The sequence below is a fragment of the Pseudomonas sp. 1912-s genome, from assembly GCF_029269205.1.
Lineage (GTDB): Bacteria > Pseudomonadota > Gammaproteobacteria > Pseudomonadales > Pseudomonadaceae > Aquipseudomonas.
This window is the reverse complement of record NZ_JARIXR010000002.1, coordinates 220,290-240,311: the sequence shown is the minus strand read 5'-3', so window position 1 is coordinate 240,311 and position 20,022 is coordinate 220,290. Positions and strand designations below refer to the sequence as shown.

20 protein-coding genes are annotated in these 20,022 nt (G+C 61.0%); 9 read left to right on the top strand and 11 right to left on the bottom strand.

Features of this window, described 5'->3' with window-relative positions:
• The first annotated feature begins 193 nt into the window (after positions 1–193).
• The gene (locus P3C29_RS03915; protein WP_010167565.1) at positions 194–646 is read left to right on the top strand and encodes a GNAT family N-acetyltransferase; all 453 of its coding nucleotides are present in this window, start codon (positions 194–196) and stop codon (positions 644–646) included.
• A gap of 131 nt (positions 647–777) precedes the next feature.
• Here the strand turns inward: P3C29_RS03915 and P3C29_RS03910 are convergent, their stop codons facing one another.
• From P3C29_RS03910 to P3C29_RS03900, 3 genes are read right to left on the bottom strand one after another with little or no spacing between them, the layout of a single operon-like run.
• Entirely contained in the window at positions 778–1,074 is a 297-nt protein-coding gene (locus tag P3C29_RS03910; protein WP_010167567.1) for a winged helix-turn-helix domain-containing protein, read from the bottom strand.
• A 19-nt stretch (positions 1,075–1,093) separates the two neighbouring features.
• A complete protein-coding gene (locus tag P3C29_RS03905) occupies positions 1,094–1,594 on the bottom strand; it encodes a M48 family metallopeptidase (protein WP_010167569.1) in 501 nt (166 codons plus the stop codon).
• Positions 1,595–1,637: 43 nt separating this feature from the next.
• Positions 1,638–3,749, bottom strand: a complete 2,112-nt coding sequence (locus P3C29_RS03900; RefSeq protein WP_275963934.1) for an EAL domain-containing protein — start codon at positions 3,747–3,749, stop codon at positions 1,638–1,640.
• A gap of 308 nt (positions 3,750–4,057) precedes the next feature.
• Between P3C29_RS03900 and P3C29_RS03895 the strand changes: the two genes are divergently transcribed.
• Together P3C29_RS03895 and alr are read left to right on the top strand one after the other, a co-directional pair.
• Positions 4,058–4,723, top strand: a complete 666-nt coding sequence (locus tag P3C29_RS03895) for a polysaccharide lyase family 7 protein (RefSeq protein ID WP_010167573.1) — start codon at positions 4,058–4,060, stop codon at positions 4,721–4,723.
• 141 nt (positions 4,724–4,864) lie between these two features.
• Positions 4,865–6,094, top strand: coding sequence for an alanine racemase (alr, locus tag P3C29_RS03890; RefSeq protein WP_275963933.1), 1,230 nt, complete (start codon positions 4,865–4,867; stop codon positions 6,092–6,094).
• A gap of 56 nt (positions 6,095–6,150) precedes the next feature.
• Here alr and fba read toward each other — a convergent pair whose 3' ends face one another.
• The 6 genes from fba to tkt all read right to left on the bottom strand — a co-directional run bounded on the left by fba (position 6,151) and on the right by tkt (position 12,433).
• Positions 6,151–7,215 (bottom strand): class II fructose-bisphosphate aldolase, encoded by a 1,065-nt coding sequence (fba, locus tag P3C29_RS03885; RefSeq protein ID WP_003177554.1) that lies wholly within the window; start codon positions 7,213–7,215, stop codon positions 6,151–6,153.
• 197 nt (positions 7,216–7,412) lie between these two features.
• Complete coding sequence (locus P3C29_RS03880; RefSeq protein WP_010167585.1) at positions 7,413–7,748, bottom strand: MliC family protein; 336 nt, start codon at positions 7,746–7,748, stop codon at positions 7,413–7,415.
• Positions 7,749–7,808: 60 nt separating this feature from the next.
• Entirely contained in the window at positions 7,809–8,036 is a 228-nt protein-coding gene (locus tag P3C29_RS03875; protein ID WP_201125575.1) for a hypothetical protein, read from the bottom strand.
• A gap of 29 nt (positions 8,037–8,065) precedes the next feature.
• Positions 8,066–9,229 (bottom strand): phosphoglycerate kinase, encoded by a 1,164-nt coding sequence (locus P3C29_RS03870; RefSeq protein WP_102605030.1) that lies wholly within the window; start codon positions 9,227–9,229, stop codon positions 8,066–8,068.
• 19 nt (positions 9,230–9,248) lie between these two features.
• Positions 9,249–10,298, bottom strand: coding sequence for an erythrose-4-phosphate dehydrogenase (gene epd, locus P3C29_RS03865; RefSeq protein WP_201125576.1), 1,050 nt, complete (start codon positions 10,296–10,298; stop codon positions 9,249–9,251).
• A gap of 137 nt (positions 10,299–10,435) precedes the next feature.
• Positions 10,436–12,433, bottom strand: coding sequence for a transketolase (gene tkt, locus P3C29_RS03860; RefSeq protein WP_169386946.1), 1,998 nt, complete (start codon positions 12,431–12,433; stop codon positions 10,436–10,438).
• A gap of 248 nt (positions 12,434–12,681) precedes the next feature.
• On the opposite strand from tkt, the gene P3C29_RS03855 reads away from it, so the two are divergent.
• From P3C29_RS03855 to P3C29_RS03835, 5 genes are all read left to right on the top strand, one after another.
• On the top strand, positions 12,682–13,677 hold the full coding sequence (locus P3C29_RS03855; RefSeq protein WP_201125577.1) for a metalloregulator ArsR/SmtB family transcription factor: 996 nt from the start codon (positions 12,682–12,684) through the stop codon (positions 13,675–13,677).
• Between the two features lie 19 nt (positions 13,678–13,696).
• Entirely contained in the window at positions 13,697–14,887 is a 1,191-nt protein-coding gene (metK, locus tag P3C29_RS03850; RefSeq protein ID WP_201125578.1) for a methionine adenosyltransferase, read from the top strand.
• A 223-nt stretch (positions 14,888–15,110) separates the two neighbouring features.
• Positions 15,111–15,452 (top strand): DUF1090 family protein, encoded by a 342-nt coding sequence (locus tag P3C29_RS03845; protein ID WP_201125579.1) that lies wholly within the window; start codon positions 15,111–15,113, stop codon positions 15,450–15,452.
• Positions 15,453–15,562: 110 nt separating this feature from the next.
• Positions 15,563–17,236, top strand: a complete 1,674-nt coding sequence (gene ligB / locus P3C29_RS03840; protein WP_275963993.1) for an NAD-dependent DNA ligase LigB — start codon at positions 15,563–15,565, stop codon at positions 17,234–17,236.
• 81 nt (positions 17,237–17,317) lie between these two features.
• Positions 17,318–17,713, top strand: a complete 396-nt coding sequence (locus tag P3C29_RS03835; RefSeq protein ID WP_169386944.1) for a DUF1090 domain-containing protein — start codon at positions 17,318–17,320, stop codon at positions 17,711–17,713.
• Positions 17,714–17,719: 6 nt separating this feature from the next.
• Here P3C29_RS03835 and P3C29_RS03830 read toward each other — a convergent pair whose 3' ends face one another.
• Entirely contained in the window at positions 17,720–18,169 is a 450-nt protein-coding gene (locus tag P3C29_RS03830) for a cytochrome c (protein ID WP_010167598.1), read from the bottom strand.
• A gap of 128 nt (positions 18,170–18,297) precedes the next feature.
• Between P3C29_RS03830 and P3C29_RS03825 the strand changes: the two genes are divergently transcribed.
• Positions 18,298–19,470 (top strand): murein transglycosylase A, encoded by a 1,173-nt coding sequence (locus P3C29_RS03825; protein ID WP_275963932.1) that lies wholly within the window; start codon positions 18,298–18,300, stop codon positions 19,468–19,470.
• 141 nt (positions 19,471–19,611) lie between these two features.
• On the opposite strand, the gene P3C29_RS03820 is transcribed toward P3C29_RS03825, so the two are convergent.
• Positions 19,612–19,998, bottom strand: coding sequence for an MAPEG family protein (locus tag P3C29_RS03820; protein WP_201125581.1), 387 nt, complete (start codon positions 19,996–19,998; stop codon positions 19,612–19,614).
• Between the last annotated feature and the right edge of the window lie 24 nt (positions 19,999–20,022).

Sequence of the window (20,022 nt, the reverse complement as noted above, 5' to 3'; positions counted from 1 at the left end):
CCTGACCTCAGGGGCAAACCCGAGGGTTTAACAGTAGCTCATCAATGAGCCTGTACTGCAGATTACACAAAGACGGCAGCCACGCCTGCACAGAATGATGGCAAATTGATCTCACTCACAAAAAATCCGCAATTTAGACACTCGCCTCCCGCGCGCTTACTATCCTGACCAGACAATTAGCCGAGAGAACACCATGACAGTCGAATGGGTCTGCAAACACCACAATGACCTGGGCAAGGAACAGCTGTACGCCGTCTTGCGCCTGCGTTCGGAGGTCTTCGTTGTCGAGCAGAAATGCGTATACCAGGACATCGATGGCCAGGACCTGGACGGTGATACCCATCACCTGATGGCCTGGGACGACGGTCAATTGCAGGCCTACCTGCGCCTGCTTGATCCTGAATCACAGGGCGGCGATGTGGTGATTGGCCGGGTGATCGTCGCGCCAGGCGCACGGGGCACCGGGTTGGGCCACCAGATGATGGATGAAGCCCTCAGGCAGGCAGAGAAACACTGGCCTGAGGTGCCGATCTATCTGTCGGCCCAGGCGCATTTGCAGGGGTATTACGGGCGGTACGGGTTCGTGGTGGCGGGTGAGGAATACCTTGAGGATGATATTCCACACATTGGTATGCGTCGGGCCTGAGCACTGGGCTTTTGTGGTGAGGGGGCTTGTCCTGTGGTGAGGGGGCTTGTCCCCCGTTGGAGTGCGCAGCGCTCCCGCTTTTTTGGGGCCGCTTCGCAGCCCAATGGGGGACAAGCCCACTCGCCACAGGGTCAGGGATAATCCAGCACGCGCTTGATCTGGCTTAGGTTCGCCTCGATCCAGCGCCGGTCAATTGCGCCCCAATCACGAATCCGATAGCGCCCGGCATGGTTGCGGGCGCCGTCTTCCTGTTCAAACTCACACACAATGTCCAGGTCCGCCAAGGCCGCGATCGTGTCCTGGGCGGTGCGCCGGGGCATGCCCGTGACCTCGGTCAGCGCCGGGACGCTGCTGGCCCGTTGGCTGTCGATCAGATACGCCACGTAGAGGCGCCGGTAGAAGCTGCTTTTGGTCTTGCTCACATCCATGCTCGATCGCCTTTGAAGGTTAGGGCTTGCCCTGCAGGTCCCGCCAGGTCAGGTACACCCGCAGGTCGAATTCCACCTGATGGTAGCCCGGCAGCATGTACTCACAGAGTTTGTAGAACGCCTTGTTGTGGTCCGATTCCTTGAAGTGCGCGAGTTCGTGTACCACGATCATGCGCAGAAACTCCGGCGCGGCTTCCTTGAACAGCGAAGCGATGCGGATTTCTTTCTTCGACTTGAGGTTGCCCCCCTGCACTCGGGAGATGGTGGTGTGCAGGCCAAGGGCGCGGTGGGTCAGGTCCAGGCGGTTATCGAACAACACTTTGTCGATGGCCGGCGCGTTGCGCAGGTGTTCCTGCTTCAGGGCCTGGGCGTAGCTGTACAGGGCTTTGTCGCTCTGCACGCCGTGGCGCTCGGGATAACGCTGGGTCAGGTAGTCGCCCAGTTGGTCCTTGGCGATCAACTGGCGCACTTGCTCCTGCAATGCTGCGGGGTAGGCCTGGAGGTATTTCAGCGCGGTCATGGGGTCAACAACGGGTATTTGAATGGCCGCCAGTGTAGCGAATTCAGCGTGGCGCTGCGCGCAGGTGCCAGTCGGCAATTTCATCGGCGATCAACGGCGGCGCCACCTGCGGCCCCTGCACGAACTGGCAGCCGTTTGCCTTGAGCCACTCAACTTGCTCCTGAGTTTCGACGCCCTCGGCGATCACCAGCAGGTCGAAATGCCGGCACAGCTCGATAATGCTCCGGGCCATCGCCGCATCCCGGGATGAACCCGGAACGCGGGCGACCAGCTTGGGGTCGAGCTTGAGGGTGTCGAATTCCAGGTCCCGCAGGTGCGCCAGGGAGCAGTTGCCTGCGCCGAAATCATCCAGAGCAATCCGCACACCCGCCCCGCGCAACAGCCTGAGTTGCTTGGTGGACTCTTCCAGGTTGTGCATCAGGCTTTCCTCGCTGATCTCCACCTCCAGCTGCCGGCCTTGCAGCCCATGTCGCTCCAGCACCTGCTGCAACTGGCTGGCCAGGTTCGGCATATTGAACTGGCTGCTGCTCAAGCTCACGCTCAGCACCAACTCATCGCTGAGCACCGCTGTCCAGGCCTGTCGCTGGGCGGCCACCTGTTGATAGATCCAGCTGCTCAACTGGCTGATCAGCCGTGCCTCTTCCAGCAACGGCAAGAACAGCCCCGGCGGCACATCGCCGACGCTCGGATGCTGCCAGCGCAGCAACGCCTCGACACCGCGCAGGTGGCCGTCGTGCAGCGACACCTGCGGCTGGTACACCAGGGTGAAATCCTTACTCTCGATGGCGCTGCGCACGCTGTCTTCGAGCATCAGGCGCGAGCGGGCCCGGCCGTTCATCTCCTGATCGTAATAACGATACTGCTGACGCCCGGCGCGCTTGGCTTCGTACATGGCGACGTCCGCCGCGCGCAGCAGGCCGTTAAGGTCCGAGCCGCAGTCCGGGAAGGTCGCGATGCCGATACTGACGCCGAGCATCACGTCCAGGCCGTCGACCTGCTGACAGATCGACACCCGTTCAATCAGTTTTTCCGCAATCTTGGCCGCCTGTTCCGGAAATTCCAGCTCCAGCAACGCGGTGAATTCGTCACCGCCCATGCGACCAAGAATGTCGTAGGAGCGCAGGCACGCCTTCAACTGCTCCGAGACCCAGCGCAGCACCCGGTCGCCGGCGTCGTGCCCCAGGGAATCATTCACCCGCTTGAAGCCGTCGAGGTCCAGGTACAGCAGCACCAGCGATTGCTCGTTACGCTCACTGCGCAACAGCACATTCTCCACCGACTGGTGAAACCCGCGCCGGTTGAGCAGGCCGGTCAGCGGGTCAGTGACTGCCTGGAACTCCAGTTGCTGATGCAAGTGGCGCACCTCGGACATGTCCAGCACCGTGACCACCATGGCTCTCTGTTCGGCCGGCAGCGGCGCGCACGACATGGCCACCGGCAGTTGCTGGCCCGGCGCGGTGCGCAGGATTGCATCGTGCAGGCGCCAGGTTTCGCCACGCTTGTAGCCTTCATACAAGGCAGAGTCGGACCAGCCAGGCACATGGGGCTTCTGCAAAAAACCGAGGAACTCGGCGCCCTGGATCTCGGCGACCGGCGCATTCAGCAACCGCGAAATCGCCGGGTTGGCGTAGCTGATCACCCCGTCTTCGCCCACCACCAGAATGCCTTCGGCGGCATTGTCCAGCACCGAGGCATTGAAGGCCCGCGCCGATTCCAGGTCATGGCTCAGCCGCTGCAAGGCACGGCGGTTGCGCTGATGCTCCAGCAGGGCATGGACCTTGGGCTTGAGGATATTCGGGTCGAAGGGTTTGAGCAGATAGTCAATGGCGCCACTGGCGTACCCTTCCAGCATTGCCGCCGGCGACTGGGCGTGGGCGCTGAGAAAGATGATCGGGGTCATTTGCGTGCGCTGGCTGCCGCGCATCAGCCGGGCCACCTCGAACCCGTCCATGCCGGGCATCATCACGTCCAGCAGCACCAGGTCGACGTCATGTTCGAGCAGCAATCCCAGGGCTTCAACCCCCGACGCCGCCGTCACCACACACCAGTCGTCACGCTGCAATAGCGCACGCATGCTGATCAGGTTTTCGGGATAGTCATCGACCACCAAAAGCACTGAACAACCATCGCGGGGCTTGATTGGAGCGCATTCCATTGCTGCTTCTCTTCCGTCGGAGTCGTTCCGGTCATTTTTGCGAAAAACCCGGATAAACAATAAGGACTCACTCTAGACCTGGATCCCCCAAAGCAGAAGCCATGACGGTGCCATCATTGAGCCAAAGTCCAGACAACCGACTAACGGTCAGTGTCTACAGCCCCCGGTTTACGGGAAACATGGCTTTTTGACATTTAGCTGACGCCAATAAACCGCCACAAAATCATTAACAATCCATTTCCAGCCACCTATAAAGAAAGCGCCAGCTCTCGAGCCGCAACCTTCTCCCCCTGTTAAAGGCGCTTTCAATGATTGATCTGTCCACCTGGAACCTGAGCATCCCCGTCGGCTCCCCGCCCTCGACCATCGACACCCCGAAACTGCTCAGCGGGTTCAAGGACCAGTACTTCCAGGCCGAAGGCAGCAGCGTGCAATTCTGGACCCCGGTCACCGGCACACGTACCGAGAACGCTGTTTACCCCCGCAGCGAACTGCGGGAAACCTACGCCGATGGTCGCCTGCGCAACTGGCTGTATGGCGACGCCGACAACTTCCTGCGGGCCACGTTGGCGGTCAACCAGGTGCCGTCTTCCGGCAAGGTCGTCATCGGCCAAATCCACGCCTACGACAGCCAGAAGCCGCTGATCAAGGTCGAGTACCAGTACAAGGAAAAAACCCAGACCGGCAACATCGTCGCCAAGGTGCGCATGCGCCCCAATGAAGATGAAGGGCGGGTGATCATCGTTGCCGAAAACGTGCCGCTGGACCGCAACTTCACCTACGTCATCCACCTGAATAAAGCCGGCCTGTTGAGTGTCGACGCGGCCAGCGGGCAGTGGAACGAACGCATTGGCGCGGCGTGGGGCAAACAACCGCTGTACTTCAAGGCCGGCGCCTACGTGCAGGACAACAGTGGCAACAGCAAGGAGGGCGCCCGGGTGACCTTTGCCAAGCTGGACATTGACCACGACTGACGCTGATTCGCTTCAGCGACCGGTCCCACGACGCTTTAGGACAGAACCGCGACCCAGGGTCTCGACTTTCTTGTAGGACAATCCGAGTATGGCGCCGCACACGCGCACTACCCCCTATAAGAAAGTCATGGAGACTGCTCAATGCCCTTTTCCCGCACCCTGCTCGCCCTCTCCCTGGGCATGGCTCTGCTGCAAAACCCGGCCTTCGCCGCCCCGCCCCTCTCGATGGCCGACGGGGTGGCCCAGGTCAATATCCAGGACAGCAACGCCTGGGTCGAAATCAACAAAGTCGCCTTCGAAAACAACATCCGCACCCTGCAAGCCAGCCTCGCCGACAAATCGAAAATCTGCGCCGTGCTCAAGGCAGATGCCTACGGCCACGGCATCGGCTTGCTGATGCCGTCGGTGATCAAACTGGGCGTGCCCTGTGTCGGCATTGCCAGCAACGAAGAAGCCCGCGTGGTCCGTGAAAGCGGCTTCAAGGGCCAACTGATCCGCGTACGTACCGCCGCCCTGAGCGAATTGGAAGCAGCCCTGCCGTACAACGTCGAAGAGCTGGTGGGCAATCTGGACTTCGCCGTGCGCGCCAGCCTGATCGCCGAAAACCACGGCCGCCCGCTGGTCGTGCACCTGGGCCTGAACTCCAGCGGCATGAGCCGCAACGGCGTGGAAATGACCACCGCCCAGGGCCGCCGCGACGCCGTAGCCATTACCAAGGTGCCGAACCTGCAGGTGACGGCGATCATGACCCACTTCGCCGTCGAAGACGCCGCCGACGTACGCACCGGGCTCAAGGCGTTCAATGAACAGGCCAACTGGCTGATCAACGTCGCCCAGCTCGACCGCAGCAAGATCACCCTGCACGCCGCCAACTCCTTCGCCACCCTGGAAGTGCCCGAGTCGCGGCTGGACATGGTTCGTCCGGGCGGCCTGCTGTTTGGCGATACCGTGCCGTCGTTCACCGAATACAAGCGCGTGATGCAGTTCAAATCCCACGTGGCGTCGGTCAACAGCTATCCGAAGGGCAACACCGTGGGCTACGACCGCACCTACACCCTGGCGCGGGATTCGAAACTGGCGAACATCACCGTCGGCTATTCCGACGGCTACCGCCGGGCGTTTACCAACAAAGGCGTGGTCCTGATCAACGGCCATCGCGTGCCGGTGGTGGGCAAGGTGTCGATGAACACCCTGATGGTGGATGTCACCGACGTACCAACCGTGAAGAGCGGCGACGAGGTGGTGCTGTTCGGCAAGCAGGGCGCGGTGGAGACCAGCCAGGCGGAAGTTGAAGACATCAATGGTGCGTTGCTGGCGGATCTGTATACGGTGTGGGGTAACTCGAATCCGAAGGTGCTGGTGGACAGGTAAATCACGGCCACAAAAAAGCCCGCATCGCTGCGGGCTTTTTCATTAACGCGTAGGGCTTAGTTAACCTTGGCGTTCAACTCACCTTTCAGGTAACGCTGGTACATCGCTTCCAGGGAGATCGGCTTGATCTTCGAAGCGTTGCCCGCCGTACCGAAGGCTTCGTAACGCGCGATGCACACGTCACGCATGGCAGTCACGGTAGCGCCGAAGAATTTACGTGGGTCAAATTCACTCGGATTGGTGGCCATCAGGCGACGCATCGCACCGGTGGACGCCAAACGCAGGTCGGTGTCGATGTTGACCTTGCGCACGCCGTACTTGATGCCTTCGACGATTTCTTCAACCGGCACGCCGTAGGTTTCTTTGATGTCGCCGCCGTACTGGTTGATGATCGCCAACCACTCTTGCGGTACCGAGGAAGAACCGTGCATCACCAGGTGGGTGTTCGGGATGCGTTTGTGGATTTCCTTGATGCGGTCGATGGCCAGCACGTCGCCGGTAGGCGGCTTGGTGAACTTGTAGGCGCCGTGGCTGGTGCCGATGGCGATGGCCAGGGCATCAACCTGGGTCTTCTTGACGAAGTCGGCAGCTTCTTCCGGGTCGGTCAGCATTTGGCTGTGATCCAGTACGCCTTCGGCGCCGATACCGTCTTCTTCACCGGCCATGCCGGTTTCCAGGGAACCCAGGCAACCCAGCTCGCCTTCAACCGAAACGCCGCAGGCGTGCGCCATGGCGACGGTTTGTTGGGTAACGCGTACGTTGTATTCGTAGTCGGTCGGGGTCTTGCCGTCTTCACCCAGGGAACCGTCCATCATCACCGAGCTGAAGCCCAGCTGAATGGAGCGCTGGCACACGTCAGGGCTGGTGCCGTGGTCCTGGTGCATGCACACCGGGATGTGCGGGAATTCTTCGATCGCGGCGAGGATCAGGTGACGCAGGAACGGGGCGCCGGCGTATTTACGCGCACCGGCCGAAGCCTGGACGATCACTGGAGAGTCAGTCTTGTCAGCGGCTTCCATGATGGCGCGCATCTGCTCAAGGTTGTTGACGTTGAAGGCTGGAACGCCATAGCCGAATTCGGCTGCGTGGTCCAACATCTGGCGCATGCTGATAAGTGCCATTGTGAGTCTCTCTCCCGGTCGAGGGTCGTTAATCGTGCAAGCCTGCCGTAGCGGCGGCTGCTATTCAAGTTATTGAAGGTCAGGCTTTCAATGCCTGCCCTGCTTAATCGTTAAACCTGTCTGTAGGAGCCGGCTTGCCGGCGATGGCGGCTGACACTATCGCCGGCAAGCCGGCTCCTACAGGTGATCACGGCGTGTTATTGAGCTTTACAGCCGCGCCCGATCAAATCATCGGTGGCAACCCAGTAAACCAGGCCTTCCTCACCTTTTGTGTGAAACGCCAACTGGCCGTCGCTGTACAGCACGCCCGACGCCGCCACGTCCTGCTTGAGGCGGTAAACCTGGTCCGAACCACCCAGGCGTACATCCACCTGGGTGTGGGCCTGGTCGGCGAAGCGCCAGTTGACTTGCGCCTGGCTGTCACACGTCCAGGTGGTCCACTTGTCTACTGGCTCTGCCTTCTTGTCGAACATGTTCAGGTTGGTGCATCCGGCCAATAAAGCCAGTGCTGCCAGGGCGAAAACGCCTTTCATTGCCAATCCTCAAGCGGCGACCTGCGGCCACCGCTGCTGTCGGTTATTGAATCAGACCCGTCAAGGGCAACCCTGTTCCTGACCTTTGGGCGGGGAGTCGTATTTCTCCAACCCGTCAGGCCCGATGCGCTTGTTGATCACCGGCATGGTTTCGGCTTGCCAGTCGGCCTGGTAGCAACTCTTTCGCGGCGCAGCCCCGGACTTTTCAGGCTCGGCCTCCGCGTTCGGGGTGCTCCCGCAGCCGGCCAACAGGCCCGCTGCGATCACCAGTGCCAACGACTTGATCATCGGAATGCTCCTTTTCCTCAGCAAGTGCCTCAGCCCTTCGCCCGGCTTTCCAGCACTTCAACGGCCGGCAGTACCTTGCCTTCGACGAATTCGAGGAATGCACCACCACCGGTAGAAATGTAGGAGATCTGGTCAGCAACGCCATATTTATCGATGGCCGCCAGGGTGTCGCCACCACCGGCAATCGAGAATGCCGAGCTTTCAGCGATGGCGTGGGCCAGCACTTTGGTGCCGTTGCCGAACTGATCGAACTCGAACACACCGACCGGACCGTTCCACAGGATGGTCTGGGACGATTTCAGCAGTTCAGCGAAGTTGGCCGCCGTTTGCGGGCCGATATCCAGGATCATGTCATCGGCGGCAACGTCAGCGATCAGCTTGACGGTGGCTTCGGCGCTTTCAGCGAACTCCTTGGCCACCACCACGTCCACCGGCAGCGGTACGCTGACCTTGGCGGCGATGGCGCGGGCGGTGTCCAGCAGGTCCGGCTCGTACAGCGACTTGCCCACCGGGTGGCCAGCAGCGGCCAGGAAGGTATTGGCAATGCCGCCGCCGACGATCAGTTGATTGCAGATCTGGCTCAGGCTGTTCAACACGTCGAGCTTGGTGGACACCTTGGAGCCGGCAACGATGGCCGCCATCGGTTGGGCCGGAGCGCCCAGTGCCTTGCCCAAGGCGTCCAGTTCAGCGGCCAGCAACGGGCCGGCTGCGGCGACCTTGGCGAACTTGGCCACGCCGTGGGTCGAGCCCTCGGCACGGTGAGCAGTGCCGAAGGCGTCCATCACGAACACATCGCACAGGGCGGCGTATTGCTGGGCCAGTTCGTCGCTGTTCTTTTTCTCGCCCTTGTTGAAGCGCACGTTTTCGAACAACACGATGTCGCCGGCCTTCACGTCCACGCCGTTCAGGTAGTCGGCTACCAGCGGCACGTCGCGGCCCAGGGCCTTGCTCAGGTATTCGGCCACAGGCTTGAGGCTGTTTTCTGCCGAGAACTCACCTTCGGTCGGGCGACCCAGGTGGGAGCAGACCATCACGGCCGCACCTTTTTCCAGGGCCAGCTTGATGGTCGGCAGCGAGGCCAGGATTCGCGCATCGCTGGTGACAACACCGTCCTTGACTGGGACGTTGAGGTCTTCGCGGATCAGTACGCGCTTACCTTGCAGATCGAGGTCGGTCATCTTCAACACGGTCATGGGTGGCAATTCCTGAGAGCTAAAGTTGTGGAGAGGCTGTTTGCAGATAGTGTTCTGCAACGTCCAGCATACGGTTGGCAAAACCCCATTCGTTGTCGAACCACGCCAGGATGTTCACCAGCCGTGGGCCGGAAACGCGGGTCTGGCTGGCATCGACGATGGCCGAATGCGGGTCGTGGTTGAAATCACAGCTGGCGTGCGGCAACTCGGTGTACGCCAACAAGCCTTTGAGCGGGCCACTGGTGGCGGCGTCGCGCAGGATCCGGTTGACTTCACCGGCGTCGGTGTCGCTGACGGTTTGCATGGTGATGTCCAGGCAAGACACATTCACCGTCGGTACCCGTACGGCTTTGGCCTGGATTCGCCCGGCAAGTTCCGGCAACAGTCGCTCGATACCCCGCGCAAGCCCGGTGGACACCGGAATCACTGACTGAAACGCCGAACGCGTACGACGCAGGTCTTCATGGTGGTAGGCATCGATCACCGGCTGATCGTTCATCGCCGAGTGAATGGTGGTGATCGACACGTATTCCAGGCCAATGGCCTGGTCCAGCAGGCGCAACAGCGGCACGCCGCAGTTGGTGGTGCAGGAGGCGTTGGACACCAGCAGTTCGGCGCCGGTCAGGCAATCCTGGTTCACGCCGTAGACGATGGTGGCGTCGACATCCGCCTCGCTGGCCATCGGCTGGGAGAACAATACCCGTGGCGCACCGGCGTCGAGAAAACGCTGGCCATCGGCACGGGTGTGATAGGCACCGGAGCATTCCAGCACCAGGTCGACGTCCAGCGCCGCCCAGTCGATGCCCTCGGGGGTGGCACTGCGCAATACCTTCACGCAGTTGCCATTAATATGCAGACAGTCGTCCTCGACCCGCACTTCGCCGGGGAACCGGCCGTGGGTGGAGTCAAAGCGTGTCAGGTATTCGATGCTGGCCATGTCCGCCAGATCGTTGATCGCAACAATTTCAAACCCGGCCGCCGCCCCTCGCTCGACCAGAGCACGCAAGACGCAACGACCAATCCGGCCGTAGCCGTTGAGTGCAACTTTGTAGGGACGCGGTTGAGGCATGGGGTTCTCGATCAATGTTCGTTCAGTGTTGAATGTTCCATCGCCATCACGGGCAAGCCCGCTCCCACATTAGACCGAGATCAAATGTGGGAGCGGGCTTGCCCGCGATAGCAACAGCACAGACAACGCAGACTTACTTAGTCTTCCAGCAGCTCTTCAGCCTGACCCAGGATATTTTCCAGGGTGAAACCGAACTCTTCGAACAACGCTGGCGCTGGCGCCGACTCACCGTAGGTGGTCATGCCGATCACGCGGCCTTCCAGGCCCACGTATTTGTACCAGTAGTCGGCGTGAGCCGCTTCGATGGCGATACGCGCGCTGACCTGCAACGGCAGCACCGATTGCTTGTAGTCCGCATCCTGAGCCTCGAAGACGCTGGTGCACGGCATGGAAACCACACGCACGTTGCGACCAGCAGCGGTCAGCTTGTCGTACGCCTGAACCGCCAGGCCCACTTCGGAACCGGTGGAGATCAGGATCAGCTCCGGCTCGCCGATGCAGTCTTTCAGCACATAGCCACCACGGCTGATGCCTTCGATCTGCGCCGCGTCGCGGGTTTGGTGCTGCAGGTTCTGACGGGAGAAGATCAGCGCCGAAGGGCCGTCTTTACGCTCGATCGCGTGCTTCCAGGCCACAGCCGATTCGACCGCGTCCGATGGGCGCCAGGTGTCCAGGTTCGGCGTGGTACGCAGGCTGGTCAATTGCTCGACCGGCTGGTGCGTCGGGCCGTCTTCGCCCAGGCCGATGGAGTCGTGGGTGTAGACGAAGATCACACGCTTCTTCATCAGCGACGCCATGCGTACCGCGTTGCGCGCGTATTCCATGAACATCAGGAAGGTCGCGCCGTAAGGCACCAGGCCGCCGTGCAGGGCGACGCCGTTCATGATGGCGCTCATGCCGAATTCGCGCACGCCGTAGTACATGTAGTTGCCGCTGGCGTCTTCAGCCGAAACACCTTTGCAACCTTTCCACAGGGTCAGGTTGGAACCGGCCAGGTCAGCCGAACCGCCGAGGAACTCGGGCAGCAGAGGGCCGAATGCGTTCAGGGTGTTCTGGCTGGCTTTACGGCTGGCGATGGTTTCGCCCTTGGCAGCCACTTCGGCGATGTAGGCCGAGGCTTTTTCCGAGAAGTCGGCAGGCAGGTCACCGGCGAGGCGACGTACCAGCTCGTTGGCCAGTTCCGGGAATTCGGCGGAGTAGGCAGCGAAACGCTGGTCCCACTCGGCTTCGGCAGCCCTGCCTGCTTCCTTGGCGTCCCATTCGGCGTAGATGTCGGCCGGGATTTCGAACGGGCCGTGGTTCCATTTCAGCGCAGCGCGGGTCAGGGCGATTTCCGCGTCACCCAGTGGGGCGCCGTGGCAGTCTTCTTTACCTTGCTTGTTCGGCGAACCGAAGCCGATGGTGGTCTTGCAGCAGATCAGGGTCGGCTGCTCGCTCTTGCGGGCGGTGTCGATGGCAGTCTTGATCTCTTCAGGATCGTGGCCGTCGACGTTGCGGATCACCTGCCAGTTGTAGGCTTCGAAACGCTTTGGCGTGTCGTCGGTGAACCAGCCTTCGACTTCGCCGTCGATGGAGATGCCGTTGTCATCGTAGAAGGCGATCAGCTTGCCCAGGCCCAGGGTACCGGCCAGGGAAGCGACTTCGTGGGAAATGCCTTCCATCATGCAGCCATCACCCAGGAACACGTAGGTGTGGTGGTCGACAACGTTGTGGTTTGGACGGTTGAACTGCGCGCCCAGGACTTTTTCAGCCAGGGCAAAACCCACGGCGTTGGCCAGGCCCTGGCCCAGTGGGCCGGTGGTGGTCTCGACGCCTGGGGTGTAGCCGTATTCCGGGTGGCCCGGAGTGCGGCTGTGGATTTGGCGGAAGTTCTTCAGGTCGTCGATGGTGACGTCGTAACCGGTCAGGTGCAGCAACGAGTAGATCAGCATCGAGCCATGGCCGTTGGACAGCACGAAGCGGTCACGGTCGGCGAACGACGGGTTGCTCGGGTTGTGTTTCAGGTAGTCACGCCAAAGTACCTCGGCGATATCCGCCATGCCCATCGGGGCACCGGGATGGCCGCTGTTGGCTTTTTGCACGGCATCCATGCTGAGGGCACGAATGGCGTTGGCACGCTCACGACGGCTGGGCATCGCTGATCTCCTGGAGTTGAATAAAAGAAACGGAAAAAAGGATCGGCATTTTCCCTCAGCCACGGCCCTCGGGGCAATGACAGATAGTCACTTGAGGGTGTTTTTCCTGCGGATTGGCTGGAGAAACCGTTTACCGGTTCGTCCATAGGTTATAGCGACTGCTTATAACCACCGATTATCGACCAATATCAAAACTTTTTGATATTGCCCTTGCGGGGTTTTCCCACCGTCTCTAGACTGCTGGCCTTATGAACGTAAGCGCACCTTCCATTCGCCCCGACGACAGCGACGAGCTGGCAGCCCTGTGCAAGGCCGGCGGCGACCCGTTGCGTCTGAATGTATTGCGTGCGCTGACCAACGACTCGTTCGGGGTGCTGGAGCTGGCGCAGATCTTCGCCATTGGCCAGTCCGGTATGAGCCATCACTTAAAGGTCCTGGCCCAGGCCGACCTGGTGGCCACCCGCCGTGAAGGCAATGCGATTTTTTACCGTCGCGCCCTGCCGCACACCGAACTATTGGGCGGCAAGCTGCACGCCGCGCTGCTCGAAGAAGTCGACAACCTGAGCCTGCCGGTGGACGTTCAATCGCGCATCAGCCAGGTACACCGGCAACGTGCAGCGGCCAGCCAGGACTTCTTCTCACGGGTAGCCGAGAAGTTTCGCGCCCAGCAAGACTTGATCGCCGGCTTGGCGCAATACCGTGAAAGCGTGCTGGCACTTTTGGACAAGCTGAGCTTCAGTGATGAGGCCACGGCGGTTGAAGTGGGCCCCGGAGACGGTGGCTTCCTGCCGGAACTCGCGCGACGTTTTCATCAGGTCACGGCGCTGGACAACAGCCCTGCGATGCTCGAGCTGGCTCGCCAGTTGTGTGAACGCGAAGCGCTGGGGAATGTCAGCCTGCAGTTGGCCGACGCCCTGAATGACACCCGCCTGCGGGCCGACTGCGTGGTGCTGAACATGGTCCTGCACCATTTCGCCGCCCCGGCAGAAGCCCTCAAGCAGATGGCGAATTTGCTGCAACCCGGCGGCAGTCTGCTGATTACGGATTTATGCAGCCACAACCAGAGTTGGGCCAGGGAGGCCTGCGGTGATCTCTGGCTGGGTTTTGAACAGGACGATTTGGCCCGCTGGGCCACCGCTGCGGGACTCGTTCCCGGGGAAAGCCTCTATGTAGGTTTACGTAATGGTTTCCAGATTCAGGTCCGCCATTTTCAGCGGCCGGCTGGCGACACTCACCATCGGTAAATATCAGGAAAACATCGAGATGAGCGAATACTCCCTTTTCACCTCCGAGTCCGTGTCTGAAGGGCATCCGGACAAAATTGCCGACCAGATTTCTGATGCGGTGCTGGACGCCATCATTGCTGAAGACAAGTTCGCCCGAGTGGCGTGCGAGACTCTGGTGAAAACGGGCGTGGCGATCATCGCCGGCGAAGTCACCACCTCTGCCTGGGTCGACCTGGAGCAGATCGTTCGTGACGTGATCACCGACATTGGCTACACCAGCTCCGACGTCGGCTTCGACGGTGCGACCTGCGGCGTGATGAACATCATCGGCAAGCAGTCCCCTGACATCAACCAGGGTGTCGACCGTGCCAAGCCTGAAGATCAGGGCGCCGGCGACCAGGGCCTGATGTTCGGCTACGCCAGTAACGAAACCGACGTGCTGATGCCAGCACCGATCACCTTCTCCCACCAGTTGGTGAAGCGCCAGGCCGAAGCTCGTAAATCCGGCCTGCTGCCATGGCTGCGCCCGGACGCCAAGTCCCAGGTGACCTGCCGCTACGAAGGCGGCAAAGTGGTCGGCATCGACGCGGTGGTATTGTCGACCCAGCACAATCCGGACGTTTCCTACGCCGATCTGCGCGAAGGCGTCATGGAACTGATCGTCAAGCACGTACTGCCTGCCGAACTGCTGACCAAAGACACCCAGTTCCACATCAACCCGACCGGCCAGTTCATCATCGGTGGCCCGGTAGGCGACTGCGGCCTGACCGGCCGCAAGATCATCGTCGACAGCTACGGCGGCATGGCCCGTCACGGCGGTGGTGCGTTCTCCGGCAAGGATCCATCCAAGGTTGACCGTTCCGCGGCCTACGCCGGTCGTTATGTGGCCAAGAACATCGTGGCGGCCGGCCTGGCCGAGCGTTGCGAGATTCAGGTGTCCTACGCCATCGGTGTGGCCCAGCCTACGTCGATCTCGCTGAACACCTTCGGTACCGGCAAGATCAGCGACGACAAGATCGTCAAACTGGTGCGTGAAATCTTCGACCTGCGTCCGTACGCAATCACCACTATGCTCGACCTGCTGCACCCGATGTACCAGGAAACCGCGGCCTACGGCCACTTCGGTCGTACCCCGGAGCAGAAGACTGTCGGCAACGACACCTTCACCACGTTCACCTGGGAAAAGACCGACCGCGCCAACGACCTGCGTACTGCCGCCGGCCTGTAATCGCTTTACGCTGTACCCAAAACCCTGCCGGGTTCTCCCGGCAGGGTTTTTTATTGCCGGATGATTTACGGGCAATGTTCACGTTTTTTGGATCCAATGCTTGCAGGCCAAATGATGGCCCACTAGAATCCGCGCCCTCCCGGGCCTTCACCTTTTACTGGATATTGCACTGCGCCTGCCCGGGCCCCATAAGCGCGCAGGCAATCGAACATTGAGGTTTTTCATGCGCATTTCCACACTCGCCCCTGCCGCCCTTCTGCTCAGCCTGCTTGCCCTGCCGGCGCACGCCGACCTGAGCGCACTCAGCGGCCTGACGTCCCAACTGGGTGTGTCTTCCGGCGACTGCGAAAAACAGAGCAAAGACCTGCAAGCCAAAGTCGACGCCGCCAAGGCCAATGGCGAGGCCCTGAAAGTGAAAGCCATGCAGGCCGCTCTGGATCAAGTCAACAAAGGTTGCAAAAAAGTCGGCGAGTCCCAGGACAAGCTCGACGCAGGCCAGCAAAAGCAGCAGGCCAAGGCCGACAGCAACGACACCGTGAAAGCCCTGGGCGGTCTGTTCAAGTAAGCAGAAACATCAGGTAAACAGCCTCGCGGTTGCGGGGCTTTTTTATACCTGCAGGGATGGCATAGGCTGAGCGCCCTTTCAGAGCAAGGATGCTCATGATGACGCTGCCTATGCGCCTGCTACTTTTCTTCTTACTCAGTTTCTCGCCGCTCATGGCGTGGGCACGGGAGTGTCCCGACTGGGACACCGATCACGCGCAAGCCCAGATCACCACCCTGGCGCAGCAGGTCCGCCAATGGGATGACAGTTACCACCGGCTGGGCCAGTCACCTATCAGCGATGAGCTCTATGACCAGGCCCGCCAGCGCCTGGCCCAATGGCGCAGTTGTTTTGCCCCCGGCGCTGCAGTCACGGATAACCCGCTGGGCACTGCACGCGGCACAATCTCCCACCCTACGCCTCACACCGGACTGGAAAAACTGCTGGACGATAACGCCGTTCGAAGTTGGCTGAGCACTCGCCAGGACGTATGGATTCAACCGAAGGTCGATGGCGTCGCCGTGACGCTGGTTTACCGCAAGGGCCGACTGAGCCGACTCATCAGTCGCGGCGATGGCCAACTGGGCCAGGACTGGTCAGCGTCCGCCCGCAGGATCCCCGGAATCGTCCAGCAACTGCCCGAGCCTATAGACCTGCTGTTGCAAGGCGAACTCTATTGGCGACTGACGGATCATGTGCAAGCCGTCAAAGGTGGCATCGGTGCCCGTGGCAAAGTGGCCGGGCTGATGAACCGCCGGCAGTTGAGCGAAGCCGACGCCGCCAATATCGGCCTGTTTGTGTGGGCATGGCCCAAAGGACCCGGGGACTTTTCCGAGGCGCTGAGCCAGCTTGCGCAATGGGGCTTCACCGACAGCGGGCGCTACAGCCAACCGATCAAGGACATTGCCGAAGCCGCGCACTGGCGCAGCTACTGGTACAGCCACCCACTGCCCTTCGCCAGCGACGGCGTGGTGCTGCACCAAAGCCAGCGCGCGCCGGCAGAGCGATGGCGGGCCAGCGCGCCCTATTGGGCGGTTGCCTGGAAGTACCCGGTGGTCAAGGCGCTGGCCCATGTACGCAAGGTGCACTTCAAGATTGGCCGTACCGGGCGCATCACCTCCATCCTGGAGTTGGAGCCCGTACTGCTCGACGACCGGAACATCAGCCGGGTCAGTGTTGGCTCGCTGAAACGCTGGCAGGAACTGGATATCCGCCCTGGCGACCAGGTTTCCATCAGCCTCGCAGGCCAGGTTATCCCGCGTCTTGACCGCGTCATCCTGCGCAGTCAGCCCCGGGTCGAGTTGCAGGTCCCGCGGGCCAAGGACTTTCACCCCTTGAGTTGTTGGCAACTGGCCCCCGGCTGTGAAGAACAATTACTCGCTCGGCTGACCTGGCTGAGTGGCGCCCAGGGGCTGGCCCTGCCACACATCGGCCGCGAAACCTGGAACAGCTTGATTCAGGCCGGCCTGATCGTTGACCTGCTCGATTGGTTAACCCTGGATGAGGCAGAGCTTGCTAACATTGATGGATTCGGTGAACGCAGCAGTGCACGTTTACTCGACAGCTTGCGCAGCGCCCGGCAGCGACCGTTCGCACAATGGCTGATGGCCCTGGGAGTACCACCCACCGCCCGCAACAATCTACAAGGCGGCTGGCAAACCCTGGCCGCCAAAGACACTCAAGCCTGGCTGGCCGAAGACGGCATAGGCCCGGGCCGCGCGGCGCAACTGAGCGCTTTTTTTCGCGACCCGCAGGTGCTGGCCTTGAGTGAAACATTACGGGCTGCCGGAATAGATGGTTTTTAACCGTTGCCCGGCGGCATTAACCGGTGCCGGCAGAATTCATCCTGCCCACCTGATTGCGACCTTGTTCCCCTTGGAGCGTTTATGAAATTTCTTGCACCTTTTGCCCTGTTGACCGTCGCGACCCTTATGGCCACGCCGCTGCTGGCAGCCGAAGAAACCGCGCCACTCACCGGCTGCGCCGCCAAGCGCCAGGCCATCAGCACCCAGATCGAACAAGCCAAGGCCCACGGCAACAGCGAGCAGCAAGCCGGCCTGGAAAAAGCCCTGAGTGAAGTCACTGCCAACTGCACCGACGCCTCCTTGAAAAAGGAGCGCGAAAACAAGGTGCTCGACGCCAAGCACGAAGTCAGCCGCCGTCAGGCCGACCTCGACAAGGCAATGAAAAAGGGTGACTCCGACAAGATCAACAAGCGCAAGGACAAGCTGGCCCAGTCACGCAAGGACTTGCAGGACGCCCTGGACGAACTGGACAAGTAAGACGCCTCAGTGATCGCGGAACTGTTTGTGGCACGCGGTGCAGGCATCTTCGACTTTCTGCACGGCAGGCCCGAGATTGCTCGCCTTGTAAGGCTGGACCTGACTGGCGATCACCAATTCACCGGTGGCCGTTTCAAGGTTTCGGGCCATTTCCTGAAAGCGTGCCTGTTGCTGCCACACGTCGTCCTTGGCGCTGGTGTGGTCTTCTTCACGCACGCTCGGGAAATGTTTCCACGGTTCATGGGACAACGTATCGAGCTTGACCGCGCCTTCGGCAAATTTTGCGCCGTCGAACGGAATGCGCCCACGCAACATGCCGCCCAGGTCTTCGCCGGTCTTGAGCATCTGCTTGAAAATGGCCTTGCGCTGGCCCAGGGGCGAATTCGGATCAACCCCGCCGCAGGCGGACAGTGTCAGGCAGGCCAGCAATACAACGGTCAGTCTTTTAAAAGTCATGATGGCTCAAGGTCACGGGAAACGGCGGCCAGTATCCTCGCCCCGCCCGCAAAGACCAATACCCCTATTAATAATAAGGGTTGCTCGAACGCCAACCGGCACGGGCAATCGCTTCAGGAATTATGTGCATGAATACCCGTTTTAAACCCTGGAGCCGCCGCCTGGCGTGGGCTCTGCCAATGATCGCGTTGCTTGCCGGTTGCGACACCGGCAAGGACGATAAAGCCAAGCCCCACGCCATCGCGACCTACGTCGGCGCTACCTGGGAAAACCTGCCAGCCGTGTCGGACAGCGACCTGCAGGCCGGCTTCGAGTCCTGGCGCAGTGCCTGCCAACGGCTCAAGGCCGACCCGGTGTGGGGCGCGACGTGCGCGGCGTCGGCCAACGTGCCGTCCACCGCGGTGGCGATTCGTGATTTCCTCAAGGCCAACCTCGATGTCTACGGCCTGCGTTCGGCAGACAACAGCCCCAACGGCCTGATCACCGGCTACTACGAACCGGTTTACCCCGGCAGCCTCACCGAAACCGCCACCGCCCATGTGCCGGTGTTCGGCGTGCCGGATGACCTGATCATCGTCAACCTGGAAAGCATCTACCCGGAACTCAAGGGCAAGCGCCTGCGCGGTCGCCTGGAAGGTCGGGTGCTCAAACCTTATGACGACGCCAGCGCCATCAACCAGCAAGGCTCCACCGCCAAACCGATTGCCTGGCTGACCAACCCGATGGACCTGCAATTCCTGCAGATCCAGGGTTCGGGCCGTATCCAACTGGCCGACGGCCGCCAATTGCGTGTCGGTTACGGCGATCAGAACGGTTACCCGTACCGTCCCATCGGCCGCTGGCTGGTGGAGCAAGGCGAGCTGAAAAAAGAAGACGTGACCATGGGCGCCATCAGCGCCTGGGCCAAGGCTCATCCCCAGCGAATTCCCGAATTGCTGGCGAGCAACCCCAGCTACGTATTCTTCAGCGCCCGCCCCGACAGCAACGAAGGCCCGCGTGGCTCGCTGAACGTGCCGCTGACTGCAGGTTATAGCGTGGCGGTGGATCGCAAGGTGATTCCGCTGGGCAGCCTGTTGTGGCTGTCGACTACGCGACCGGATGGCGCACCGATTGCCCGCCCGGTGGCCGCGCAGGACACCGGTGGTGCAATTACCGGTGAAGTGCGGGCCGACCTGTTCTGGGGAACGGGTGATGCCGCAGGGGAACTGGCGGGCAACATGAAGCAGCAGGGCCAGATCTGGATGCTGTGGCCCAAAGGTGCGGCGCTGCCGAAAGTGCCGGACGCACCGACAGGAACCTGAATAACACCACTGACCTATGTGGAAGCGGGCTTGTGTGGGAGCGGGCTTGCTCGCGAATGCGGTGTGTCAGTCACCGGATGTATCGACTGATCCACCGCATTCGCGAGCAAGCCCGCTCCCACATTTGATCAGTGCCAGGCTTTAGATCGAGACGAAGAAGAAACTCGCAATCAACGCCATCCCCACCGCCCACACCACCGACCGCAGCATCGCCCAGTCCGCCAGGTAGCAGATGATGTAGAGCAACCGGCTGGTGATAAACAGCACCGCCAGTACGTTGATGGTCACCAGCGAAGCGCCGCCCGCCAAATGGGCAATGATCACTGCCGCCGCAAAGGCCGGGGTCACTTCAAAGCTGTTGAGTTGTGCACTGTGGGCACGCTTGGCGAACCCCTCCAGAGTATCCAGGAAGGCACGCGGGTCGTGGTTCTGCCGGGGCCCGAACTTGCCGCCGCTGAACTTGGCCACGCCCGTGCACAGGTACGGCAGAAAGATTGCGATCAACACACACCAGAAAGCGACTGTCATAACCCATTCCTTTTTTAGTTTTAT